We start from the raw sequence: 20,808 nt of genomic DNA on the forward strand, positions 1-20,808 counted from the left end.
TTCCTCTTTTTATATTTGGATTCGTCGGTAACAAGCTTTGGAAAGCCTCTGGTATGAATGCCGTTCCCGAAAGCGCGCAATGCGGCTTTCGGAGATGGCAAAAGATGCTCAGAGCTTCACGCAGATGTTCCTTAACTCAGTGTAAAACTCGAGCGAGTGCACACCACCTTCGCGACCAATCCCTGACTGCTTGGAGCCACCGAATGGCGTTCTCAGATCGCGCAAGAACCAGGAATTGACCCAGGTGATGCCAACATCGACTTTCGAAGCAACACGATGAGCCCGTGATAGGTCTTTAGTCCAAATAGTGGTGGAAAGCCCGTAGTCGGTAGCGTTCGCGAGTCGGATAACTTCATCCTCCGAATCGAACGGAGCGATGTGACAGCAAGGGCCAAAGATCTCCTCGGTGACCACCGAAGCAGTTTCTGGAAGGCCAGTCCAAATGGTGGGCTGCACCCAGGAACCCTCGGCCAACTCGCCTTCCAGATTTGGCACGCCTCCGCCAGTCACTACTGTGGCACCTTCATTGCGTGCCTTCTCGTAGTAGGAAAGCACTTTATTGCGATGCTCCTGGCTAATGAGCGGCCCCAGGGTAGTGGTCTTCTCCTGTGGATGTCCCGGTCGTAGCGCTTCAGCGCGAATTTTCAAAGCAGCCACGAATCGATCAAAGATTGGACGCTCCACATAAAGACGCTCAGTCCCCAGACAGACTTGACCGCAGTTGAGGAAGACCGATCGAACGGCGCTGTCGACCGCTGCGTCGAAGTCACAATCTGCGAAAATCAGGCCCGCATTCTTACCGCCCAGTTCGAAGGAAACATCACGAATCAGGTCGGCGCCAGCTCGCATGATCGCAGCACCTGTACGCGTTTCCCCTGTGAAAGTAATTGCATCGACACCTGGGTGCTGGGTCAGTAACTCTCCAGCTGAATCTTTCCCGAAACCATGCACGACGTTGTACACACCTTTGGGTATGCCGACAGCGTTCATGACTTCACCTAGCAGTGTCGCAGTGCCTGGGGTTTCCTCTGACGGTTTTACAATTACCGTGTTGCCACACGCCAGTGCTGGGGCCACCTTCCAAGTCATCAAAAGCAGCGGAGCGTTCCAAGGGCAGATTACACCTACCACCCCTTTAGGAACGCGAATCGCATAGTTGAGTGCGCCCGCACCGTCGGGTGTAGGTGTCTGGAAGCTCTCATTGGGTACGTTTTTCACCACATCCGCAAAAATCTTGAAATTCGCAGCACCTCGGGGGATGAAGGCGTGTTCCATCATCGATTTCGGTTGGCCCGTATCAGCCATCTCGGCTGCAACAAAATCGTCGAAACGCCGAGTAATTTCATCAGCCACTTTATAGAGCAGCGCCGATCGCTCCTCTACGGACATTTTACCCCATGGGCCTTCCAGTGCCGCGCGTGAAGCTTCCACAGCACGGTCTATTTCACTAAGACCACCTTCGGATACAGAACCCACAACGGAGTTGTCTGTAGGGTTGCGTTTTTCAAAGGTGCGCTGGTCTGTGGACTCAACAAAGCTACCGTCGATGAAATGTCGGAATTTCACTGAAGATTCGAGATTAGAAGACTGGAGGTTGGTTGCAGTGTTATTACTCATTTTCATTGGTTCCTTGTAGATTCAGAACAGCGGCGAGTGCCGCCTTAACGCAGGCATCGTCTTGTGCTTCGGTGCCACCAGAAACTCCCACAGCGCCAATCAACTCACCTTGGACATAGACAGGTAGACCGCCTCTGACAAGCGTAAAATCAGGATGAAGGAGCATTGCCTCACGAACCCTCGCATTCTCCAATTCCAGTATGCTTTCGGCAGTCTCAGCATCGAATCCTAAGCCTGCTGCGCTGCGAGCTTTACGGCAGGCCATTTCACTGGAAACGGAAAATGAGCCGGGCACACGAAGGAAGCCAACTAATGTGCCTGTACTATCAACCACTGCGACGTTGATTTTGATACCCAGTTGCTCAGCATGGCGTATGGCTGCTTGCATCAAACACATGCTTGCGCTGTGAGTAATGATGGCCTGGGAAACAAACAACTTTTGCGGGGCTATTGCTCGTAAATTATTCATGCGCGACGCCTCAAAGGCGGGCTAAGCGCCATAGGTTTCTGAGCGCTGGAGGGCTTAGGAAGGACAGCGACGAGTCGACCAATGGTTCGAATTTTCAGGTCAGATTCAGGGTACAGCTGGCACGCTAATGCGATTCCTTGACTTCGCTCATCAAGATCAACTTGCGACAAGCTCATCGTGCCAGTCCTATAGCTCCCAGCAAGCACCTGTACCCGACAAACACCGCAGCCTCCGCTACGGCATCCAACCTGGATGCAGCGTCCACTTCGCCCAGTCATGGCAAGCAGCACGCTTTGTCCTTCCCGACAGATGATCGAATCATCTGCGTTATCGACTTCGACTTTGAAAGCCATTCTATGCCCTCTCTCTCAGCTAAAATGACCGCTGAGACCAAGCGTTATTGTTGTGATTGGCTTAACCGTAACCCAGCTCCTCTGATACCGTCTAATACCTTTAATCTAGTCAACCCATACCCGATCAGCATGCGTCTGGGGAATTGCATTGCAGCTAACCACCCATTTGCATCATCACTGACCAGTCATTTGTTTTCGACCTCGCCAGCATCGTTTCCAGTCCGTCCAACGACTTGATGGCCAACACCAGGGAAATGATGCCTCCTTGCGGCGTTCCGGCGTGGCTGGGAAACGGTTGGAATTGGTAGAAATAACCAGCCTTGAGCCATTTCAATAAATCGCCTTGTCCATAGAGATGTTGGCGGTCAACCAGTCGTGGCTGATATTGTCGAAACAGCCTTCAATACCAGGCGGTTACGTTCCTGTTAAGGGAAACGAACACCACTCAAGGGCCTAGTGGAGAAAGTTATAATTACCCTGCAAAGCATAAGCCCGAACAATTTCACAGTTTGGCTGATCGGCTTGGTTGACTTCTGGCCGAGCCACCAATATAAGATAAAGTTATGAGAGGTTCCGTTTGGCGGCATTGAGGATAATGATATGAATAAAAAACTTCAGATATTGCAAAGCATCCTCAGTCTAGTTCGACCTATGAAAGTTATGTAAATCCCCCAGTTGACTGGTCGCGCCTCGCTGTGTAAAGGTAATTCCGCTTTTCACAACGAACATTGAGCAAAGTACAGTTTCCGCCCTCTACTTTCGGCTTGTGAGAGCTGGCGAATCTGAGTAATAATTTAACTTGGTTAGTCAACTGACCCTTTATGGCAAAAACTTATCGTAAGTTTCCTTCATCAGTTGCCTGAGCCAACGGTTAGCTTCGTCATGGTGAAAGCGTGGATGCCAATACTGGCAGATGGGGAATGGAGCGAGGTCAACAGGGGGCTTAAGCTGCCTAATCCAACCATAGCCCTCGAACACCCGACCGAGCTCCCCCGGCACAGTAGCAATCAGCTCAGGATCACTTTGGATCAGCGTCGGAATGACCAAGTAATGGGGAGTCAGGAGAAAAACATCGCGTTTGATTCCGTGATCGTCCAAAGCTTGATCATAGTGCGTGGTCTTACCGCCTAGATTGATCACGATATGTTTCATGCTGGTGAACTGCTCGAGCGTTATCGAGCTTTTTACTCGTTTGTTTTCGCGGCTGACGATGGTTACGAATTTATGGACAAACAGATTTTGCTGGTAGAGTTCATCATTCATAGCAAGTTGCGAGCCTAGAGCCAAGTCCGCTTCACCTGATTCCAGCGTTGCAGCGATGTCCTCAGGACGTACTTGCAGGGTTTGAATCCTGCAGCCGGGAGCCCTGCGCTTGAACTCCTGGATCATTCTGGGGAGGAAAACAAGCTCGCCCATGTCAGTCATACAAAACTTGAACGTTCTGATAGCTGTACCCGGATCGAATCGGGTTTGCGTCATCAACGAGTTTTGTATCGTACCCATAACCGACAGAATCGAAACTGCCAATTGTTCTGCCTTCGGGGTAGGCCTCATGCCATCCCCAACTTTTACAAACAGTGGGTCATTGAAAAAGTCCCGCAGCCGCTTTAGCGAATGACTCACGGCGCTCTGTGACACGTCAAGGCTTTCCGCTGCTCGTGTGACGCTGAGCTCACGTATCAAGGCATCGAAAACAGTCAACAAATTTAGATCGAGCTTTTTATCGTTATGAATGCTGCTCATGACCTCGATCATCCTCGTGATTATGGTTCAACAGGATACTCCAATAGGATCCGGACTTGAACACCGAACCGGGCGCATGGATTACCCAGTGCTCGCTCAATAAAATAAAAATAAGAGCCCGCAATGACCAATAGAACCTATGGCGCGCTCGCGCTAACGGCCCTTTTTGCTCCTAAAGTTTTTGCACTTGGTCTGATCGATGAGAGCCAGGCCACGCTGACGACGCGCAACTTTTATCTGGAGCGCGATTACCGTAGCGACGTTGGGCAAGATAAAGCTCAAGAATGGGCGCAAGGATTCATCTTCCGATTCAAATCTGGATATTCCCAAGGCAACCAGGGCTATGGGCTGGATGTCCTTGGTCTATCTGGTTTCAAGCTCGACTCCTCTCCCTCCCGAACCGGTACCGATTTGTTGCCGGTATCGAGGACGGATGGTCGGGCTGCCGATGAATACTCAGAACTCGGGCTGACAGGAAAACTGAGGTATTCAAAAACAGATCTGAAAGCAGGAACGCTTGATGACGTGTTCATCCCATTTGTGTTCGCCAGCCAATCCCGTCTGTTGCCGCAGACCTTTAGAGGGGCTGCGCTCGTGTCTAACGAGTGGGAAAACCTGACGCTACGGGGAACCTGGTTCGATCGGACTAACAAGCGAAACTCTACAGATTACGAGCCCTTGAGTCTCGCAGCGCCTAACCAGCGCTTCAATGCAAAGGCCCAATCGGATCAAGCTACGTTTCTAGCCGTCGAATACCACCCGAAAAATCTTTATCAGGCTCGCTTTTATCATGGCGACATCCAAGACCTTTATCGGATGGAGTACGCGGATTTCAAGCGCTCCTGGCCCATTGGCTCTGACGTTTTCACAACGGATTTTCGCGGCTTTTACGCCTACGAGGACGGCAGCGCCAAAGCGGGTGACGTCGACTATCAGAACCTCACATCAACCTTCACTTACCAGACGGGCGCTCATCTATTCAATCTGGGGTACCAACATGCTGGCGGAGACACGGCAATGCCTTACCTCGCCGGCACCGAAATTCTCGTCTTAAGCGAATATCTAATGAGTTCCGACTTCGTTAGCGCCAACGAAAAAGCGTGGCAGGCAAAGTACGTCTATGACTTCGCCGGGCTCGGGACACCTGGCCTGAAGACGACCCTCAGATACATGAAAGGCTACGACATCAAACTGCCTGAGCGACTAGGTGGCAGCGGGCTAAGCGAAAGCGAGAAGCACATTGAAGTTTCCTACGTCATTCAGTCGGGTAGCCCGCTTGCCGGGCTTAATTTCAGGGCCCGCTATTCAATCTACCGAAATGACTTTGCCTCGACGGCATCGATGCGTGATGAGAACCAACTTCGCTTGAACGTCGACTACAGCTGGAAGCTGTGGTGATCCCTCCTAACAATAATTCGCAAGAGGTAATGACCCATGTCGAGAAATGATCCGCGTGACCACATCAAGCACGCCGCCATGAACAGGTTTCGCATCAGCTTGGTGATGTTCTGCGTCATCCTTGCTGCCCTTGATGGATTTGATGTCCTGGTAATGGCATTTGTCGCGCCATCGCTCGCAGCAAGTTGGCAATTGAGTAGCTCGGCACTCGGAGCGCTCTTCAGTGCCGGCATGATCGGAACGGCAATCGGCGCTTTCATTCTCGCGCCTCAGGGGGATCGCTTTGGGCGAAGACCGCTGACTCTTTTCTGCTTGATGCTGCTCGCGCTCTCGATGCTCGTATCCGTGTTTACACGGGATTTTCTTGAAATGTTTATTGCGCGCTTGTTTACAGGCGTTGGTGTGGGCGCAATGTTGGCGACCATCAACATCATGATTACCGAGTACGCCAACGACCGACGCCGCAGTCTGTGCAACGCCGGCATGTCAGTAGGTGTACCCCTTGGCGCAACGCTTGGCGGGTTAATGTCAGTGCTGCTCATACATCAATACGGTTGGCAGGCTCCCTTTGTTTTTGGTGCAGTGGCGGCAATCGTACTCATTCCAGTTGCTTGGTGGTTGTTCCCGGAATCGCTGGAATACCTGATAGAGAAGCGGCCCTCACGGGCACTTGAGCGCGTCAATGCCATTTTACCGCGCCTCGGGCTCTCGACACTTTCAGAACTCCCAGAGCCTCGTGCTGCGCACGTTACCGCCGATCGTTTGAGCGACCTTCTCCGGCCAGCATTGCGGAGCCGATTCATAGCCAGTTGCATCATGTACTTCTGCATCATGATGACGTTTTATTTTGTCTCCAGCTGGACGCCAAAGATATTGACCGATGCAGGCCTGAGCATCACGGGCGGAATTTCAGGCGCAATGCTATTGAGCCTTGGTGGGATGATCGGCTGTCTGAGCTATGGCCTGCTGGCCTCCAAGATCGGCGCACATCGCCTGGCAGGCATCACCATGATCTGTTTGTTCTCGATGATGTTGGTGTTCAGCAATATGGGTTACCAACCTAACCTGCTGGTTGGCGTCGCATTGACGCTCGGATTTTTTCTCTACTCGGCAGTTACAACTCTATATGTCGTAGTGCCTATTGTGTTTCCCGCCACATTGAGAGGGACAGGAACCGGCATCGCAATGGGTGTGGGTCGCATTGGCGCAGTCTTTGGGCCTTACCTGGCTGGCGTTTTGATCGATCTGGGGTGGTCTCGCGAGCAGTATTTCCTGATCTTGGCGACTCCTACGCTATTGGCCGCAATGCTGCTGTTAGTACTTCGCCCTTCGAAGGTTGAGCTTGCCAGTCGCCAAGTGTCTTCTGCGTTATGAATATCACTCATTACTTTCATAAATGTGATTCGTGGCGCTCATCGACATGTGTTCGTATAGTCGTATCCAGTCTTTTGCGTCACACGCAGAAGATCTCGAACAAGAACGACAATTGGAGACCCCACAGTGTCTAGCGCTAACCATATTCTTCTGTTGTCCTGTGCCAATACGGCCGGGATCGTTAAGGCCGTTTCCAGCTTCCTGTATGACCAGGGATGCAACATCCTAGATGCCCAGCAATTCGACGATCTCGATACCCAACGTTTCTTCATGCGCGTGGTGTTCGATGCGATCGACACCACTCGCGCCTTGGCAATTGAGGACATCAAGGCAGGCTTCGCCGACATCGCTAAAAAATACGCCATGGAGTGGTCACTGCGTGCCAAGCACGAGCGCAAACGAGTGATGCTCTTGGTGTCTGGGTATGATCACTGCTTACGCGACCTTCTGTACCGCAGCCGTATTGGCGAACTTCCGATGGAAGTCTCGGCGATTGTTGCCAATCACCCCCAAGAGCGATATGCAACCGTCGACCTGCAGGGTATTCCGTTTCATTACCTGCCAGTCACCCCTGAAACCAAAAGCCGACAAGAGCAGCATTTACTTGATCTGGTCGAGTCTACTCAAACCGATTTGGTAGTACTGGCGCGATACATGCAGATCCTTTCCGACGAGCTTTCGCGAAAGCTTGAAGGCCGCTGCATCAACATCCATCACAGCTTCCTGCCAGGTTTCAAAGGTGCGCGTCCTTATCACCAAGCGCATGAGCGTGGAGTGAAGCTCATCGGTGCGACATCGCACTTTGTGACTTCTGATCTGGACGAAGGCCCAATTATCGAACAGGACGTCGAACGCATTTCCCACCGCGATAGTGCCGAAGATCTGGTACGCAAGGGTCGCGACATTGAACGCCGGGTATTGGCCAGGGCGGTGCTCGCGTTTCTGGATGACCGCGTCCTGCCCAATGGGCGCAAGGCCGTCGTATTCGAAGGCTGATACACCGTTCAACAAAACCTAACAATGAGACGTGAGGGATAGACCGTGCTGCCCAACAATTTCCGTAAAACTCCAGAAGGCTATTTTACTTCGCGCTGGGGTATGCCCGAATACACGGACTGGCTTGACGAGAGCATGTCCTGGAAAAACAATTGCTATATCGGAGACTGGTCGTTTCTCTGGCAACGCCGCTATCGCGGGCCTGATGTTCTGAAGTTGTTCTCGGACACTTCAATCAACAGCTTCGCCAAATTCGACATCATGCAGTCCAAACACGTCACCCACTGCAATCGGGATGGCAAGGTCATCCACGAGGGCATCCTCAGCCGCTGGGGCGAAGATGACTACATGCTGTTTGGGCGAGGTGGATTCCTTGTAGATTTTTATCTGCGCAAGGGTGGCTACGACGTCACTTCTGAAACGGTGGAGGGTTTCAACTTCCAAGTGGCGGGGCCTCACGCTGCCGCAGTGCTAGAAAAACTCACGGGTGCCAATCTCCACAACATCAAGTTCATGCATTCCCAGATCGTGCAAATCGCAGGGCATGATGTCTACGCTCTGCGCCAGGGGATGTCCGGTGAACCGGGAGTGGAATTGCAAGGCCCAGCGGAACATGCTGCCGAGGTTTACGACGCCGTGCTCCAAGCAGGCCAGGAGTTCGGAATTCGCAAGCTGGGCGGGCGGGCAGCCTTCATTAACCATCTTGAAGCCTGTTTTCCGACCATTGTGACCGACTATCTGCCGGCTATCTTCAGTGAAGATATGAAGGAGTACCGAGCGGAATTCGAAGCAGCGCTGCCTGCATTCGCATCTACCTTCAATGTCGCTGGCAGCTTTGAGGCCGACGACATCAGTGCTTGGTATAGAAGCCCCGTGGAGCTCGGTTGGGGTCGTAACATCAAATTCGACCATGACTTCATTGGCCGTGAGGCTTTGGAAGAAGAGGTCTCCAATCCACGTCGAGTTATTCGCACGCTGGTGTGGAATCCGGATGATGTGATGAAAGTTTTCGCTTCACTGTTCCAGAAGGGCGAACACTATGCATTCATGGAAATGCCTCGTGACCAACGCGGCTTCATGTATGCCGACAAGGTCATCGTGGACGGTCGCGAGGTAGGTGTTTCAACCTCAAGAGGTTATAGCTACTTCTTCCGCGAGATGCTGTCCCTTTGCACATTGGACATCAGTGAAGCTGAAATTGGCTCGCAGGTAACAGTTGTTTGGGGTAACCCAGGCGAGCCGCAACTTCCGATCCGTGCCACCGTGCAAGCGGCACCCTACAAGAACGATAACCGTCGCACTTGAATTTGTGTGGGCCCGAACAGCTCGGGCCCTATGCAATTGATATCTGGAGATAAGATGCCAGCACTATTGATCGACGGAAAAGCCGAGGCCAAACGCGTGTGCGAGCAAGTCGCGCAAGGTGTCAAGGCTTTCGCCGAACAACATGGCAACGCACCCGGTCTTGGTGTGATCCTCGTAGGTAGCGATGCTGCCAGCGATGTTTACGTACGCAACAAGGTTCGTGAAACGCAATCCGTCGGTATGCACTCATTTGAATACCGTTTGCCAACCCAGACCAGCGAAAGCGAACTGCTGACGCTCATCGAGTCGTTAAATGCTGATAATAAAATTCATGGAATTTTGGTACAGCTACCGCTGCCACCCGGGATTGATGTCAATCGAGTGATCGAAAGCATCAAACCGGAAAAGGATGTTGACGGTTTCACCATTACCAATACGGGTCGCCTTGCCGCTGGGCTGAACGGGCTAGTGCCTTGTACTCCTGCGGGAGTAATGATTCTTCTCAAGCAGGTACACTCTGAGCTGGCAGGTCTCAATGCCGTAGTGGTTGGTGCCTCCAACATTGTGGGTAAACCGATGGCCCGCTTATTGCTCAGTGAGGGATGCACGGTAACGATTGCGCACAAAAAAACGGTCGACCTGAAATCACTTTGCAAGCAGGCAGATATTCTTGTTGTCGCGACTGGGGTAGCGCAGCTGATCAAAGGCGACTGGATTAAACCAGGGGCGACCATTATTGATGTCGGGATTAGTCGTGTTGACCAGGATGATGGATCTACCCGATTAGTCGGCGACGTCCACTTCGAAAGTGCTTGGGAATATGCCGGGGCGATAACGCCCGTTCCTGGCGGAGTAGGCCCCATGACCATTGCGTGCTTACTAGCCAATACATTGATTGCTGCTGAGCGCCTAGCGAGTTCGTCAGTACAAGTCTGAAACAACCTATCCACATGTGGGCAGCCGGCCATGCGCAGGCTGCTTGTTGTGATGGTTACTGATTTCAAGAGTCAGATGACAATGCATGGCACCTGCATTTTCCTTGGTTTGGGTACTAATTTCGACCGCGAGGCCAACTTGGTAGCCGCCCTCCAGATCCTAGACTCCAACCTACAGGATCTGCATTGTTCGAACGTATACGAAAGCTTAGCCATAGGTGACGGTGGGGAGCCATTCTTAAATCTCGTGGTGTACGCCCGTACCTCTATGGAGCTTCAGGAGCTAAATGCGTGGTTGAAACTCGTAGAGACCGCATGTGGACGCCAGATTAAAGACCCACGTAATCAGATAAGCATCGACATCGACCTGCTTCTTTATGGTGATCTGAACGGCAATTTCGATGGTATTGAGCTTCCCCGAGCTGACGTCGTAAATTATGCGTTCGTACTCAGGCCGCTTTCGGAAATCGCTCCTGACCATGTCCATCCGCAGTCAGGTTTCAGTTACGCTGAACTATGGTGCGCGATGCAAAGGGACACTGCAATAGGGAAAACCTCAGGTGCTTGCGCATTGTTTACGTCATCTGAACGAGCATAAGTCCGACTTAGAATATGTGTCTGTGCAGATTGGATGAGCAATCTCGGCGATCATTGGTAAGCGTCCAACACAGCCCCCCTTTACTCCCGCCCTACTCTCCACGCCGTGCTCTCCAACATAGGAGCACACCTGAATAGCCGTCTACCTTTACGACGACCCGACTCATACAGGTAAACACAGCAACAAACTCAGGGAGTACCTGCTTGCCCCGTCAGGCTTCAGTTGCCTATAGCAACGTGGATTTTGACGAGTCCGGAGATTATTTCCCCTGCGGACTTCTAGCTCAAAATGACAAGTCGAGAGAGCCCTTTCAGATATAAAAAAGCCGCCCCTTCCTTGATGGCAAGAGGCAGCTAAAGGAGTAGAACGTGCCGATGCGAGCTATCGTTCTGGAGTGAGAGCGTTGGGTGAATCGAGGTCAATTAACCTGGCAAAATTAAGGCGCCTTGGCTATCAAAATGCCCTTGGGTTTTCGCCATGGTCATGGCCGTGTCATCGATCATGTCCTCTTGGCCTCCAATCATTTTTTGACGTCCCAGTTCGACAAGGATGTCTCGAGCAGAAAGGCCCAGTCGCGCAGCCGCTCGTTTGGCTGGAAGAAGGAATGTCGAGTACACCCCTGCGTAACCTAATGTCAGTGACTCACGATCTACACGAACCAAGTGATCCATCATTGGCACAATAATGTCTTCCGCAACATCCATGAGTTTGAATAGGTCGACACCTGTTTCAATACCCATGCGATCACAGACTGCCGTGAACACCTCTAGCGGAGTGTTCCCTGCCCCAGCGCCAAGGCCTGCTACCGATCCGTCAATGCGTGAAGCGCCTGCTTCAATAGCCGCGATTGAGTTGGCGATTCCCATCCCTAAATTGTGATGGCCATGAAAGCCGATCTCAGTTTCAGGATTCAGCACATCGCGCAATGCAGATATCCGGGCGCGCACATCCTCCGGAAGCATGTAGCCCGCAGAGTCGGTGATATAAACGGTCTGCGCTCCGTAGGACTCCATTAGCTTGCCTTGTTTGGCGAGCCCTTCGGGATCATTGAGGTGCGCCATCATCAGGAAGCCGGATGTATCCATACCCAGGTTGCGAGCGAAGGCAATGTGCTGCGGCGAGGTATCTGCCTCGGTGCAGTGTGTTGCGACGTGAACGCTGCGTGCACCGCAATCAAACGCAGACTGCAGTTCCTTCATCGTGCCCAGACCAGGAATCAGCAAGACAGACACTTTCGCTTGAGTCATCTTCGGGACTACTGCACGGATGTATTCCTCGTTGCTTGCCAAAGCAAATCCATGCTGAAGGGAATTCCCTCCTAATCCACCGCCATGCGTAACCTGAATGTACGGAACACCGGCGGCATCCAAGGCTGTCGCTACACGAACCATCTGCTCAACTGAAATTTGTTCACGCTTCGCATGCATCCCGTCACGCAAACACATGTCGTGAAGAATGACTTTGCGGCCTTTCAAGTTCTGTTCAATAGTCATCACGCCACCTCTTCAGCATTTAGCTTGATTTGCCCGGACAGGATCTGCTCTGCAAACATTTCAGCGGTGCGCGCTGCTGCTGCAGTCATGATGTCGAGATTGCCTGCATACTTGGGCAGATAATCTCCCAACCCAGCTACTTCCATGAAAACCGTAACCCGATTTCCATCAAATACAGGCCCATTCACGAGTCGATAACCAGGCACATACTTCTGCACTTGCTCGATCATCTGGTGCACCGATTCGATGATCGCTGGCATGTCCGGCTTGGCTTCTGTCAGGCAGCTGATGGTGTTGCGCATGATCACAGGCGGGTCTGCCGGGTTAATCACCGCTAACGCTTTTCCGCGTTTGGCCCCACCTACTCGAACCAATGCATCGGAGGTAGTGAAGGTGAACTCATCCAGGTTAGCTCGGGTACCCGCACCCACCGAACGAGATGAAAGGCTGGCAACGATTTCCGCGTAATCGACTGGTTGCACTCGAGACACGGATTGAATGATCGGGATTGTGGCTTGGCCCGCGCAGGAAATCATATTGACGTTCATGACGCCTTTACTAGCCAACGATTCCAGGTTCACAGGTGGCACGCACAGGGGGCCGATGGCTGCAGGCGTGAGGTCAATCATAAGTACACCCAAAGCATTCAGCTTTCGCGAATTCTCCGCATGCACGTACGCTGAGGTTGCATCGAAAGCAATTTGAATCTCATCAGCCAAGACATGGGGAAGTAATCCATCGATACCTTCATGAGTAACTTTGAGACCGAGGTTGTATGCCCGCTCCAATCCCTCAGAGGCCGGATCAATACCAACCATCCAAACCGGATCGAGCAATTCGCTACGCTTCAGTTTGTAGATGAGGTCGGTACCGATATTGCCGGAACCGATGATTGCGCATTTTATTTTTTTACTCATTGCGGATCACCTTTCTCTGCGGCTTTCAGACTTGCAGGGCCAGATAGGCCTGAACTTGGAGTGCTGGCCATTCTTTCTGCTGCGGTTATGCCGGCCATCGAAAAATGTTCCGGCGTGACGTTGTGAATCAAGATACGTACCTGCTCCGGACGGACGCCTAGAACATCAACGACCGTGTCCGTAACTGCGCTTAGCAACAGGCGCTTCTGTTCGGCGGTACGCCCTTCCATCAAGTGAAATTCGATAATCGGCATGGCTTAACCTGTGATCTCTTTTCCGAAGATATTGCGGGCAACAACCCACATCTGAACCTCATTGGCACCTTCATAGATCTCGGCGATCTTGCAGTCGCGATAGACCTCTTCGACGTGATAATGAGAACCGTCGTAAGCCAGCTCTTTGGTAAAGCCATAGCCGCCGAAAATTTGAATACCTTCGCGTGCGAATTCACTGGCGAGGTTCGTCGCATACCACTTGGCCATTGCGGCTTCCGGCTCAGGAAACATCACACCGTCGTCCATCCGCAACGCCGCCTTGAGGTACAGATTGCGTGCGTTTTCGATACCCATCGCACGCTCAGCCAGCCGAAATTGCCAATGCTGCTGAGTGGCCAGGGGCTTACCAAACACACGGCGGGTTTTAAGACGTTCGACGGAATGATCGAAAACGCTTTGGGCCATACCGACCCCGCTTGCAGCGATCCCAATCCGACCGTAAGTGAGAACTTGCAATGCGATCTTCAGTCCCTCACCACGTTGCCCAACGACATTTCCTAGTGGCACTCGCACTCGGTCAAAAAGGATATCTGCGGTCAATTGCCCGTGATTACCCAGTTTTTTGTCAGGTGGGCCGACGGTGACACCAGGCGCATCGAGATCGACAACAACCTCTGTCATCCGCTCACCGTCGCGGCATAGAAGGACTACAAACGATGCAACCGGAGAGTTGGTAATCCACCTTTTATGACCGTTAATCTCGATGTAGTTGTCGTAAAAGGTCGCATCGGTAACCAACGATTCCACAGAAAGATCTGTACTCGCCAGGGGTTCGCTGGTCGCAAAACTACCGATTTTCTCGCCGGCCAAAAGCGGTGCAAGGTACTGTTTTTGGAGTTCCGGACTGGCCCATTCCAACGCGTGCCCCGCTAATATGCAGTGCACATCGTAAATGGCTGCAACGCTGTTGCTGAAGTAGCTCAACTCTTCAATAACGATCGCGGTGGCTGTGGCCCTATGCTTTAGCCCGCGACCACCCACTTCTGCAGCAAATGGGATTCTAAATAAGCCAGCATCAGCCATCTGCTTCAATAGCTGAAATGGAAACGCTTCAACTGACTCTTCGCGATGACCAATATCCCAAGCAACTGGTGCGAGATACTCTTCGCAAAAATTCCTCACCTCTTCGCGGATCCCGATAACCTCTTCGGGAGTCATCAGGTCGTGGTACAACCGGGGCTGCTGTCGTGGCGGCTGGTTCGCATTTTTATTGGATTTGTTTTCGTTGGTGGCCATGATTGGCTCCTCCACTGACACGGTGTTCACACAAAGCGAAAAGAGACACTGCCCATTTCTTGGAATCGCGCTAACACGTTGTCGCCTTTTTCAACAGGAATGGCTTCAGTGATGCCGCCTGTCATGACGAAGCTTCCCGCAGGCAAAACCTGGTCACGCGAAGCTAAGTGCTGCACCAACATCACGATGGCGTTGGCGGGATGATCTAGAACTGCTGCGCTCGCTCCTACAGCCTGTATCTCACCGTTCTTTTCGATCACTACACCGATTGTTCTGAGGTCGAGATCGTTCACATCACGTGGACGGCCACCGACAACGAAACGCGAAGAGGAGCCGTTGTCTGCGATTACGCTGGTGAGGTCGAATTTGAATTTCTCGTATCTAGAGTCAATAACTTCGACTGCCGGAATAATGAAATCCGTAGCCTCGATCACTTGCTCAATGGTGCAGTCAGGCCCGCGTAATTCGCTGCGTAAAACAAACGCTATCTCAGCCTCGACACGTGGATGCACCAGTTCTCCGATGTTGATGACCCCATTCTCCGGCCGCGACATCGCATTGGTCAGAATTCCAAAACTCGGAACATGGACACCCATCTGTTGCATTTTTGCCTTGGAAGTAAGCCCGGCCTTGTAGCCCATGACGCGATCGCCACGTTCAACCCAGCGCCGTTGCAATTCGTCTTGAACGGCATAGGCGTCGGCAATGGACATCTGCGGGTACTGATCGGTTAGTTTGGGAATCGTGTGCGCGCGATCCTGTGCATGAATGACTATGTCAGCGAGCGCAGAGATGACTTGGGATGTCATTTTCATGCTTCACCTCCAGAAAAGCGGACAGAACACGATCCCAGTCCCGCAACTTCGCATGTCAGTGTCTGCCCCGCGACGCAAGGTACCAATGACGACTGGGAACCAGACAAGATGACCTCACCTGCTCGAAACGGGATACCTAAGGCGCCTAAGGTATTGGCAAGCCAAACGACCGCATTCACCGGGCCGCCTTGAACGGCTGCTCCCGCAGCGGTGCTGAACAACTCACCGTCTCTTCTGAGCACCATTCCTGCCAAATTCAAGTCAATCTTTTTTGGGGAAATACGGTTCTGGCCAAGGAGAAAGACTCCGCATGAGGCGTTGTCCGCAACAGTATCGAGAATTTTGATGTTCCAATCTGATATGCGGGAATCCACGATTTCAAAGCACGGCACTACGTAATCCGTTGCCCGCAAGACGTCGATTGCAGTGATACCTGGGCCGTTTAGATCATGTTTGAGCACAAACGCAATTTCAGCTTCAGCCCGAGGCTGAATCAGTCCACCTAAAGGAATGTCCTGGCCTTCTAGAAACTCCATACCTGAAGTCAACTGACCAAAATCAGGCTGGTAAACGCCCAGCAAATCCTGGATAGGTTTACTGGTCACACCTATTTTTTTTCCAACGATCCTTTCGCCTGCCTCGAGACGACGACCTACCATTTGACATTGGATTAGGTACGCATCCTCCAAGGTCATATGGGGCTCTCGATCACGGAGCGGTGCCACTGTGACCCGGTTAATAAGTGCCGAATACAGCTCTTCACCGTAGGTTTTTATGCTGTGGGTATTCATAGCCATTTTAAATGACGCCCCTCTTGTTATTGAGTTCACGCATCCCAAAGTCGGGGCGCTTAAGCCTCTAGGCGGTCGAAGACGACCTGAATCGTTGAATTGAGCCCAACCACTGGTCTTATCAATTCGTCGTTCAATTCGAGAGTAAATACTCAATCCCATACCGTCTAATACCTTTGAAGCCGCAACCCCATACCTATACGGAATGCATACGCCACTGCAATGCATACTGAATCGGTATGGGAATTGACCCGTAAAGGCATTGGACGCTATAGATCGGGGTGACTAGGATTTCCCGTGAAGCAGATCGCTGCGGGACAGCCACTCAATTCTGGACAGCAACGACCTGGTGTATGTGAGTCCTCTAAGCCGAGAACCGAAGATGCCAATTATCACAATCAATATTGTCGAAGGAGAAACTAGCATCGAGGAGAAAAGGCTAATGATGCTAGCTGTAACCGAAGCAATATCTGCCACAACTTCGTATAGACCACAGGACGTTCGAATAATTATTCATGAGCTCGAGGCATCCAATTACTCAGTGGCAGGCAAAGCAACCGGAGCTCATTAAAATTGTGACTTCAATCCACTATAACTAGCCGAAATGAAGCACTGACTGTGAGCAATTAAGCGGCTACCATAATCAAATGAGCCGTGAGTCCAATAAAAATAAAAATAGGTATCGCAATGAATACGAAATTGATCCGCGCACTCTCTATCGCTCCAGTAATTTTGCTTTCCAGCCAGCTCTCACAAGCCAACGTTGGTACACACCTAGTCGGCTATGGTGCTAAAGCTCAGTCAATGGGTGGCGCATCCGTTGCTTTTCCACAAGACGCTATCGCCGCCGCAAACAATCCAGCCGGCATGGCTCTAGTTGGCAACCGTTTCGATGCTGACGTCCAGATGCTATACGCCACATCAGAAACTGAATTTGGCTCAAGCGCCAATAAGCATAACAGCTCAATATTTATGGCGATCCCTGAGTTTGGTGTAAACTTTCAAATCACCCCCAAAGTAACCCTTGGTGTATCCACCTATGCCAGCGGTGTTGGATTCAAGTATGACGACCCTCTCGTTCCAGTCCCCGGCTTTCGCCGGGCTAGAGGAACACTAAAACAGTTTGAAGTGCTGCCTACAGCGACCTACACCTTCGACAATGGATTATCACTGGGGCTCTCTTTTGTTTACGCGATTCAGCAATTCGAAGCTCAAGGCTTACCAGGGCCTTTCCCTGGCGGTCAGAACCCCTACCATGGAAAAGAGAATTCCTACGGAACGAGCTGGAGAATTGGAGGGCTTTGGAAGATCAATGATCAATGGGCTGTAGGTGCCAGCTACAACCCAAAAATCAAAATGAGCAAACTGTCAGGCTACAAAGACGATTTACTATCTCAATCGGGGGGATCAGCTGACAGTCCAGAGCAATATTCAATTGGAGCATCTTATAAACCAACCGATCGCTGGACGATGGCACTCGACCTTCAATACATTGGTTGGGATAAAACGGATGCTTTCAGCGAAGGATTCGGATGGCGTTCCCAGACTGTAGTAAAGGCGGGGGCGGCCTATGAGCTTAATAAGGACTGGACTGTCAGGGGCGGTGTAAGCCATGCACGGCTTCATACGACCGAAGATTATACCGCACAGAACTCAATTCTAGGTGGATTGAATACCACCGCGTTGACAACTGGCGTGACCCGAAAACTCACAGAAGACTCGGAGTTGAATCTCACCTTTGAGTATGATTTCGGCCCAACTCTAAATGGCACAGGCCCAAGCGAAGGCTTTAAAACCGAGTCTGACTTCTACACCGTTACGGTGGGATACGGCTGGAAATTCTAGCTCTCGTCTAAATTCTGGTCAGTCACTAACCGCCTGCGTCTGCTGAGCGTGATGTCTGACCAGAAGCAGGAACCCCTGTTTTCCTAGCCTCTACGCCAAATTGTGACCTCGTTCGACTTGGCGTATAACGTCTCCACGGATGAGCGAGGTGAACATGAATGTAAACGCGATAGAGCTACGTCATTTACGCTATTTTGTGGCGGTTGCACAGAATGGTGGTCTGACTTCAGCCGCAGAAAGCCTAAATATTACGCAGCCTCCGCTAACGCGACAGATCCGCCAGCTTGAAGACCTACTTGAAACTCAACTATTCGTTCGTCAATCCCGTGGCATGGAGCTCACCGATGCCGGGAAGTCTCTCCTAGAGGACGCTCGGAACATCCTGATGCTGACTGAGCAAGCGCTGGTGCGAAGCCGACTAGCCGGCCTAGGCAAGCTAGGACAACTCGATGTCGGTGTATTTGGCTCCGTAATGCTCGACATCGTGCCCAGGATTATCCAACAGTTCAGAAAACTACATCCAGAGGTTGAGGTAGTTCTGCACAACTTAGATCGCGCAGGCCAGATCAAGGCATTGAACGAACGACGCCTCACTGTTGGCTTCAATCGATTCTTCAAAGAAGAACCCGGTCTTTCCTGGGAAGTACTTTTGACAGAAAACCTCCACCTTGCAGTACATGAGTCTCACCCGTTTGCTAGTCGAGAATCCGTCAATTTCTCAGAAGTGGATGGCCAACAACTAATAATGTACCCTCGAAAGCCTCGCCCTGGGTTTATCGATCATTTACTTAGCATGTTCCACGAGCAAAGCGTTCATCCCAATATATTGCAAGAAGTTGATGACGTCGTCACTGCCGTGGCTCTCGTATCCGCAGGGGTGGGCCTGAGTTTCGTTGTAGACTCCTCCTGCAACCTTCACTTGCCCGGCGTTGTGTACGTCCCCATCAAAGATCAAGATCGTGCAACTTTCGATTTATGCATGATTAGACGTACCTTCGATGATTCGAGATTACTGGAAGGTTTCTTGACTGTTGCGCGCGAGTACGCCGCTATCTCACGAAAAAAAGTCAGATAGTACAAACACTTCATACTGCAGTTGAAAATCCCAGCGCCCGCACCTGAGGGTACTGGGATAATCTTAAGTAGTCATATTTGCATCAGAAACCATAAGCCATTTCTATAAAAACTTTAGTTTGGCACTCGCTTGCCTGTATCAATGCGTTACTCGTTTAACTTATTGGCACCCTGATAGAAATCCTTCGGTGAATAAAACCACAGCAAAAAGGCCCTCGAAGGGCCCTTTTGTACTCAAACCAAGATCACTTGGTCAGCCAGGACTCGACGGTGTCAGAGCCGTATTCGCCCATCCACTCTTTCAGAGTTCGGTGATTGCCACCTTTGGTTTCTACGACTTCGCCAGTGTGAGGATTTTTGTAGGCCGCCACCTGGCGTGGCTTACGGGTAGCTGTTTTGGACTCAACAGCCGAAGCAAGACGGCGGCCAACTTCTGGATCAGTAGATTGATCACGTACTTGATATGGCGACCACAACACTACCACTCTGCAACCATAGGTCTACGCAACATGCTTTTCAGCAGGCTTGAGTCCAATCGCAAGTCGCCTTGCACACCCAACGCCCCATGCTAGAGCACGAGTCATTGATTCACCTGGCCTGGAATCAAGCGCCTGTTCATGCAAAGCCACGCCGCTTTCTGAATACACTCCAATGAACATCTGCGTGTTTCCCGAGGGCGACAGCCTCACTTGGACATCAATGAAGGTTCCGTCGTCTAACGTTTCATCGTGTGTTCGATGGTGAAGCGCCGGATCAGCCCACTGCCAGAACACGTCCCCACGAATTCGCATGCCCCGCCCTCCTACGACTTTAGTCTTATACGTCGGAAAACTTACCATAGCGCAGAGATGCACGGAGGCCACGGTTTGCTTCTCGATTGACTGCTAAATCGGATAACTGGCCACGATTCCTATACACAGCTAGAAATCCTGCATAGGTTTGTGGGTGCACATTTCTTCTTAGTTGGGACATGAGTGTTTTATGACGGTTTGCTTCGAGACACGGGTTCAGCAGTGCACTCGTAAACTTACAAATATCCGTCTTTTTTCTGGGCCAACGTAACCGACGAAAACGCCTGTGAAGCATTGCGCGCGACGTGCTCGCAGCGTTAGACGCCTGGATGGAACTGCCGGTGGCAATCGATTTCCCCCGAGCGGAAGTAAGATTCCAGCTGAACGGAAGCCTTATCGCGGCGGGCCATGTCTACAATGAGTAACCTCCATCAAGGAGCATTACCATCATGAACGCAACGAGGAACTCGAATGCGGATTGGCCACTGCGCCACGTAATGTTCGTGGCTTTGCGCGACGGCGGGGGCAGTCCAGCGAATCTTGCCGCGAGCCTCGCCGCAATGCAGGGTATCAGCGTCGAGGAGTTGAAAGTGCAGTGCCGCCGTACTGGTGAGGTATGGATCGCCCGTGACGGTGGCCTGAGTGAAATTAATCAGCACGTGTACAATTGGGCTAAGGGCTAAGTCGAGCGCACCCACGACGCCATTTGTATCATATGTCCCCAAACTTGCGATGAGTGCGGGGGGCCATTTGACCGGACAAAGACGCCGGAGGCGCTTATCA

Annotated in this window: 21 protein-coding genes and 2 pseudogenes; 10 read left to right on the forward strand and 13 right to left on the reverse strand. The window is 51.6% G+C overall.

Annotated features, from left to right (window positions below):
• Positions 1 to 108 precede the first annotated feature (108 nt).
• The 5 genes and pseudogenes from DM813_RS04445 to DM813_RS04465 form a co-directional block, all read right to left on the reverse strand.
• A complete protein-coding gene (locus tag DM813_RS04445) occupies positions 109 to 1,617 on the reverse strand; it encodes a 2-hydroxymuconic semialdehyde dehydrogenase (protein ID WP_128322225.1) in 1,509 nt (502 codons plus the stop codon).
• The gene (locus tag DM813_RS04450; RefSeq protein WP_128322226.1) at positions 1,610 to 2,086 is read right to left on the reverse strand and encodes a GlcG/HbpS family heme-binding protein; all 477 of its coding nucleotides are present in this window, start codon (positions 2,084 to 2,086) and stop codon (positions 1,610 to 1,612) included. Before DM813_RS04450 ends, DM813_RS04445 begins: the two co-directional genes overlap by 8 nt.
• Entirely contained in the window at positions 2,083 to 2,439 is a 357-nt protein-coding gene (locus DM813_RS04455; protein ID WP_128322227.1) for a 2Fe-2S iron-sulfur cluster binding domain-containing protein, read from the reverse strand. The genes DM813_RS04450 and DM813_RS04455 overlap by 4 nt, the downstream gene beginning before the upstream one ends.
• A 205-nt stretch (positions 2,440 to 2,644) precedes the next feature.
• Positions 2,645 to 2,844 (reverse strand): annotated as a pseudogene (locus DM813_RS04460) (group II intron reverse transcriptase/maturase); the annotation flags it as partial.
• 414 nt (positions 2,845 to 3,258) lie between these two features.
• On the reverse strand, positions 3,259 to 4,182 hold the full coding sequence (locus tag DM813_RS04465) for a LysR family transcriptional regulator (RefSeq protein ID WP_128322228.1): 924 nt from the start codon (positions 4,180 to 4,182) through the stop codon (positions 3,259 to 3,261).
• A gap of 123 nt (positions 4,183 to 4,305) precedes the next feature.
• Between DM813_RS04465 and DM813_RS04470 the strand changes: the two genes are divergently transcribed.
• The 6 genes from DM813_RS04470 (at position 4,306) to folK (ending at position 10,788) form a co-directional block, all read left to right on the forward strand.
• Positions 4,306 to 5,580 (forward strand): OprD family outer membrane porin, encoded by a 1,275-nt coding sequence (locus tag DM813_RS04470; protein ID WP_128322229.1) that lies wholly within the window; start codon positions 4,306 to 4,308, stop codon positions 5,578 to 5,580.
• A gap of 36 nt (positions 5,581 to 5,616) precedes the next feature.
• The gene (locus tag DM813_RS04475; RefSeq protein ID WP_128322230.1) at positions 5,617 to 6,954 is read left to right on the forward strand and encodes an MFS transporter; all 1,338 of its coding nucleotides are present in this window, start codon (positions 5,617 to 5,619) and stop codon (positions 6,952 to 6,954) included.
• 126 nt (positions 6,955 to 7,080) lie between these two features.
• Positions 7,081 to 7,950 carry a formyltetrahydrofolate deformylase gene (gene purU / locus DM813_RS04480; protein ID WP_128322231.1) on the forward strand — a complete coding sequence of 290 codons (870 nt, stop codon included), beginning with the start codon at positions 7,081 to 7,083 and terminating at the stop codon, positions 7,948 to 7,950.
• Positions 7,951 to 7,995: 45 nt separating this feature from the next.
• The gene (locus DM813_RS04485; protein ID WP_206617358.1) at positions 7,996 to 9,255 is read left to right on the forward strand and encodes an aminomethyltransferase family protein; all 1,260 of its coding nucleotides are present in this window, start codon (positions 7,996 to 7,998) and stop codon (positions 9,253 to 9,255) included.
• Between the two features lie 54 nt (positions 9,256 to 9,309).
• The gene (gene folD, locus DM813_RS04490; protein ID WP_128322232.1) at positions 9,310 to 10,191 is read left to right on the forward strand and encodes a bifunctional methylenetetrahydrofolate dehydrogenase/methenyltetrahydrofolate cyclohydrolase FolD; all 882 of its coding nucleotides are present in this window, start codon (positions 9,310 to 9,312) and stop codon (positions 10,189 to 10,191) included.
• A 30-nt stretch (positions 10,192 to 10,221) separates the two neighbouring features.
• Complete coding sequence (gene folK, locus DM813_RS04495) at positions 10,222 to 10,788, forward strand: 2-amino-4-hydroxy-6-hydroxymethyldihydropteridine diphosphokinase (protein WP_128322233.1); 567 nt, start codon at positions 10,222 to 10,224, stop codon at positions 10,786 to 10,788.
• 422 nt (positions 10,789 to 11,210) lie between these two features.
• Here the strand turns inward: folK and dmpG are convergent, their stop codons facing one another.
• Genes dmpG through dmpE form a run of 6 tightly spaced genes read right to left on the reverse strand, consistent with a single transcriptional unit; the run spans position 11,211 to position 16,315 of the window.
• The gene (gene dmpG / locus DM813_RS04500) at positions 11,211 to 12,281 is read right to left on the reverse strand and encodes a 4-hydroxy-2-oxovalerate aldolase (protein ID WP_431311911.1); all 1,071 of its coding nucleotides are present in this window, start codon (positions 12,279 to 12,281) and stop codon (positions 11,211 to 11,213) included.
• Positions 12,281 to 13,198 (reverse strand): acetaldehyde dehydrogenase (acetylating), encoded by a 918-nt coding sequence (locus DM813_RS04505; protein ID WP_128322235.1) that lies wholly within the window; start codon positions 13,196 to 13,198, stop codon positions 12,281 to 12,283. Before DM813_RS04505 ends, dmpG begins: the two co-directional genes overlap by 1 nt.
• Positions 13,195 to 13,452, reverse strand: a complete 258-nt coding sequence (locus tag DM813_RS04510; protein ID WP_128322236.1) for a tautomerase family protein — start codon at positions 13,450 to 13,452, stop codon at positions 13,195 to 13,197. Before DM813_RS04510 ends, DM813_RS04505 begins: the two co-directional genes overlap by 4 nt.
• Positions 13,453 to 13,455: 3 nt before the next feature.
• A complete protein-coding gene (locus tag DM813_RS04515) occupies positions 13,456 to 14,709 on the reverse strand; it encodes an acyl-CoA dehydrogenase family protein (protein ID WP_128322237.1) in 1,254 nt (417 codons plus the stop codon).
• 26 nt (positions 14,710 to 14,735) lie between these two features.
• A complete protein-coding gene (dmpH, locus tag DM813_RS04520; protein WP_128322238.1) occupies positions 14,736 to 15,524 on the reverse strand; it encodes a 2-oxo-3-hexenedioate decarboxylase in 789 nt (262 codons plus the stop codon).
• Positions 15,521 to 16,315, reverse strand: coding sequence for a 2-oxopent-4-enoate hydratase (gene dmpE / locus DM813_RS04525; protein WP_128322895.1), 795 nt, complete (start codon positions 16,313 to 16,315; stop codon positions 15,521 to 15,523). Before dmpE ends, dmpH begins: the two co-directional genes overlap by 4 nt.
• Before the next feature lie 382 nt (positions 16,316 to 16,697).
• On the opposite strand from dmpE, the gene DM813_RS28925 reads away from it, so the two are divergent.
• The 3 genes from DM813_RS28925 (at position 16,698) to DM813_RS04540 (ending at position 19,235) form a co-directional block, all read left to right on the forward strand.
• Entirely contained in the window at positions 16,698 to 16,886 is a 189-nt protein-coding gene (locus tag DM813_RS28925; protein WP_128322239.1) for a tautomerase family protein, read from the forward strand.
• A 116-nt stretch (positions 16,887 to 17,002) separates the two neighbouring features.
• Positions 17,003 to 18,160, forward strand: coding sequence for an OmpP1/FadL family transporter (locus DM813_RS04535; RefSeq protein WP_128322240.1), 1,158 nt, complete (start codon positions 17,003 to 17,005; stop codon positions 18,158 to 18,160).
• Between the two features lie 154 nt (positions 18,161 to 18,314).
• Complete coding sequence (locus tag DM813_RS04540; RefSeq protein ID WP_128322896.1) at positions 18,315 to 19,235, forward strand: LysR family transcriptional regulator; 921 nt, start codon at positions 18,315 to 18,317, stop codon at positions 19,233 to 19,235.
• A gap of 244 nt (positions 19,236 to 19,479) precedes the next feature.
• On the opposite strand, the pseudogene DM813_RS28600 reads toward DM813_RS04540, so the two are convergent.
• Positions 19,480 to 19,706, reverse strand: a pseudogene (locus DM813_RS28600) (histone-like nucleoid-structuring protein, MvaT/MvaU family); the annotation flags it as partial.
• 28 nt (positions 19,707 to 19,734) lie between these two features.
• Positions 19,735 to 20,025 (reverse strand): hypothetical protein, encoded by a 291-nt coding sequence (locus DM813_RS28605; RefSeq protein ID WP_128322241.1) that lies wholly within the window; start codon positions 20,023 to 20,025, stop codon positions 19,735 to 19,737.
• A gap of 449 nt (positions 20,026 to 20,474) precedes the next feature.
• Here DM813_RS28605 and DM813_RS04555 point away from each other — a divergent pair, with 449 nt between their 5' ends.
• Positions 20,475 to 20,708, forward strand: coding sequence for a hypothetical protein (locus DM813_RS04555; RefSeq protein ID WP_128322242.1), 234 nt, complete (start codon positions 20,475 to 20,477; stop codon positions 20,706 to 20,708).
• The last annotated feature ends 100 nt before the right edge of the window (positions 20,709 to 20,808 follow it).

Origin of the sequence: Pseudomonas alkylphenolica (genome assembly GCF_004025535.1) — a bacterium.
In the GTDB taxonomy this organism is placed as follows: domain Bacteria; phylum Pseudomonadota; class Gammaproteobacteria; order Pseudomonadales; family Pseudomonadaceae; genus Aquipseudomonas; species Aquipseudomonas alkylphenolica_A.

Bases quoted from the DNA above. Each gene is read 5' to 3' on its own strand.
- DM813_RS04445 (WP_128322225.1), bottom strand. From the start codon at position 1,617: ATGAGTAATAACACTGCAACCAACCTCCAGTCTTCTAATCTCGAATCT.
- DM813_RS04450 (WP_128322226.1), bottom strand. From the start codon at position 2,086: ATGAATAATTTACGAGCAATAGCCCCGCAAAAGTTGTTTGTTTCCCAG.
- DM813_RS04455 (WP_128322227.1), bottom strand. From the start codon at position 2,439: ATGGCTTTCAAAGTCGAAGTCGATAACGCAGATGATTCGATCATCTGT.
- DM813_RS04465 (WP_128322228.1), bottom strand. From the start codon at position 4,182: ATGAGCAGCATTCATAACGATAAAAAGCTCGATCTAAATTTGTTGACT.
- DM813_RS04470 (WP_128322229.1), top strand. From the start codon at position 4,306: ATGACCAATAGAACCTATGGCGCGCTCGCGCTAACGGCCCTTTTTGCT.
- DM813_RS04475 (WP_128322230.1), top strand. From the start codon at position 5,617: ATGTCGAGAAATGATCCGCGTGACCACATCAAGCACGCCGCCATGAAC.
- folD (WP_128322232.1), top strand. From the start codon at position 9,310: ATGCCAGCACTATTGATCGACGGAAAAGCCGAGGCCAAACGCGTGTGC.
- folK (WP_128322233.1), top strand. From the start codon at position 10,222: ATGCGCAGGCTGCTTGTTGTGATGGTTACTGATTTCAAGAGTCAGATG.
- dmpG (WP_431311911.1), bottom strand. From the start codon at position 12,281: ATGACTATTGAACAGAACTTGAAAGGCCGCAAAGTCATTCTTCACGAC.
- DM813_RS04505 (WP_128322235.1), bottom strand. From the start codon at position 13,198: ATGAGTAAAAAAATAAAATGCGCAATCATCGGTTCCGGCAATATCGGT.
- DM813_RS04510 (WP_128322236.1), bottom strand. From the start codon at position 13,452: ATGCCGATTATCGAATTTCACTTGATGGAAGGGCGTACCGCCGAACAG.
- DM813_RS04515 (WP_128322237.1), bottom strand. From the start codon at position 14,709: ATGGCCACCAACGAAAACAAATCCAATAAAAATGCGAACCAGCCGCCA.
- dmpH (WP_128322238.1), bottom strand. From the start codon at position 15,524: ATGAAAATGACATCCCAAGTCATCTCTGCGCTCGCTGACATAGTCATT.
- dmpE (WP_128322895.1), bottom strand. From the start codon at position 16,315: ATGAATACCCACAGCATAAAAACCTACGGTGAAGAGCTGTATTCGGCA.
- DM813_RS28925 (WP_128322239.1), top strand. From the start codon at position 16,698: ATGCCAATTATCACAATCAATATTGTCGAAGGAGAAACTAGCATCGAG.
- DM813_RS04535 (WP_128322240.1), top strand. From the start codon at position 17,003: ATGAATACGAAATTGATCCGCGCACTCTCTATCGCTCCAGTAATTTTG.
- DM813_RS04540 (WP_128322896.1), top strand. From the start codon at position 18,315: ATGAATGTAAACGCGATAGAGCTACGTCATTTACGCTATTTTGTGGCG.
- DM813_RS28605 (WP_128322241.1), bottom strand. From the start codon at position 20,025: ATGCGAATTCGTGGGGACGTGTTCTGGCAGTGGGCTGATCCGGCGCTT.
- DM813_RS04555 (WP_128322242.1), top strand. From the start codon at position 20,475: ATGAACGCAACGAGGAACTCGAATGCGGATTGGCCACTGCGCCACGTA.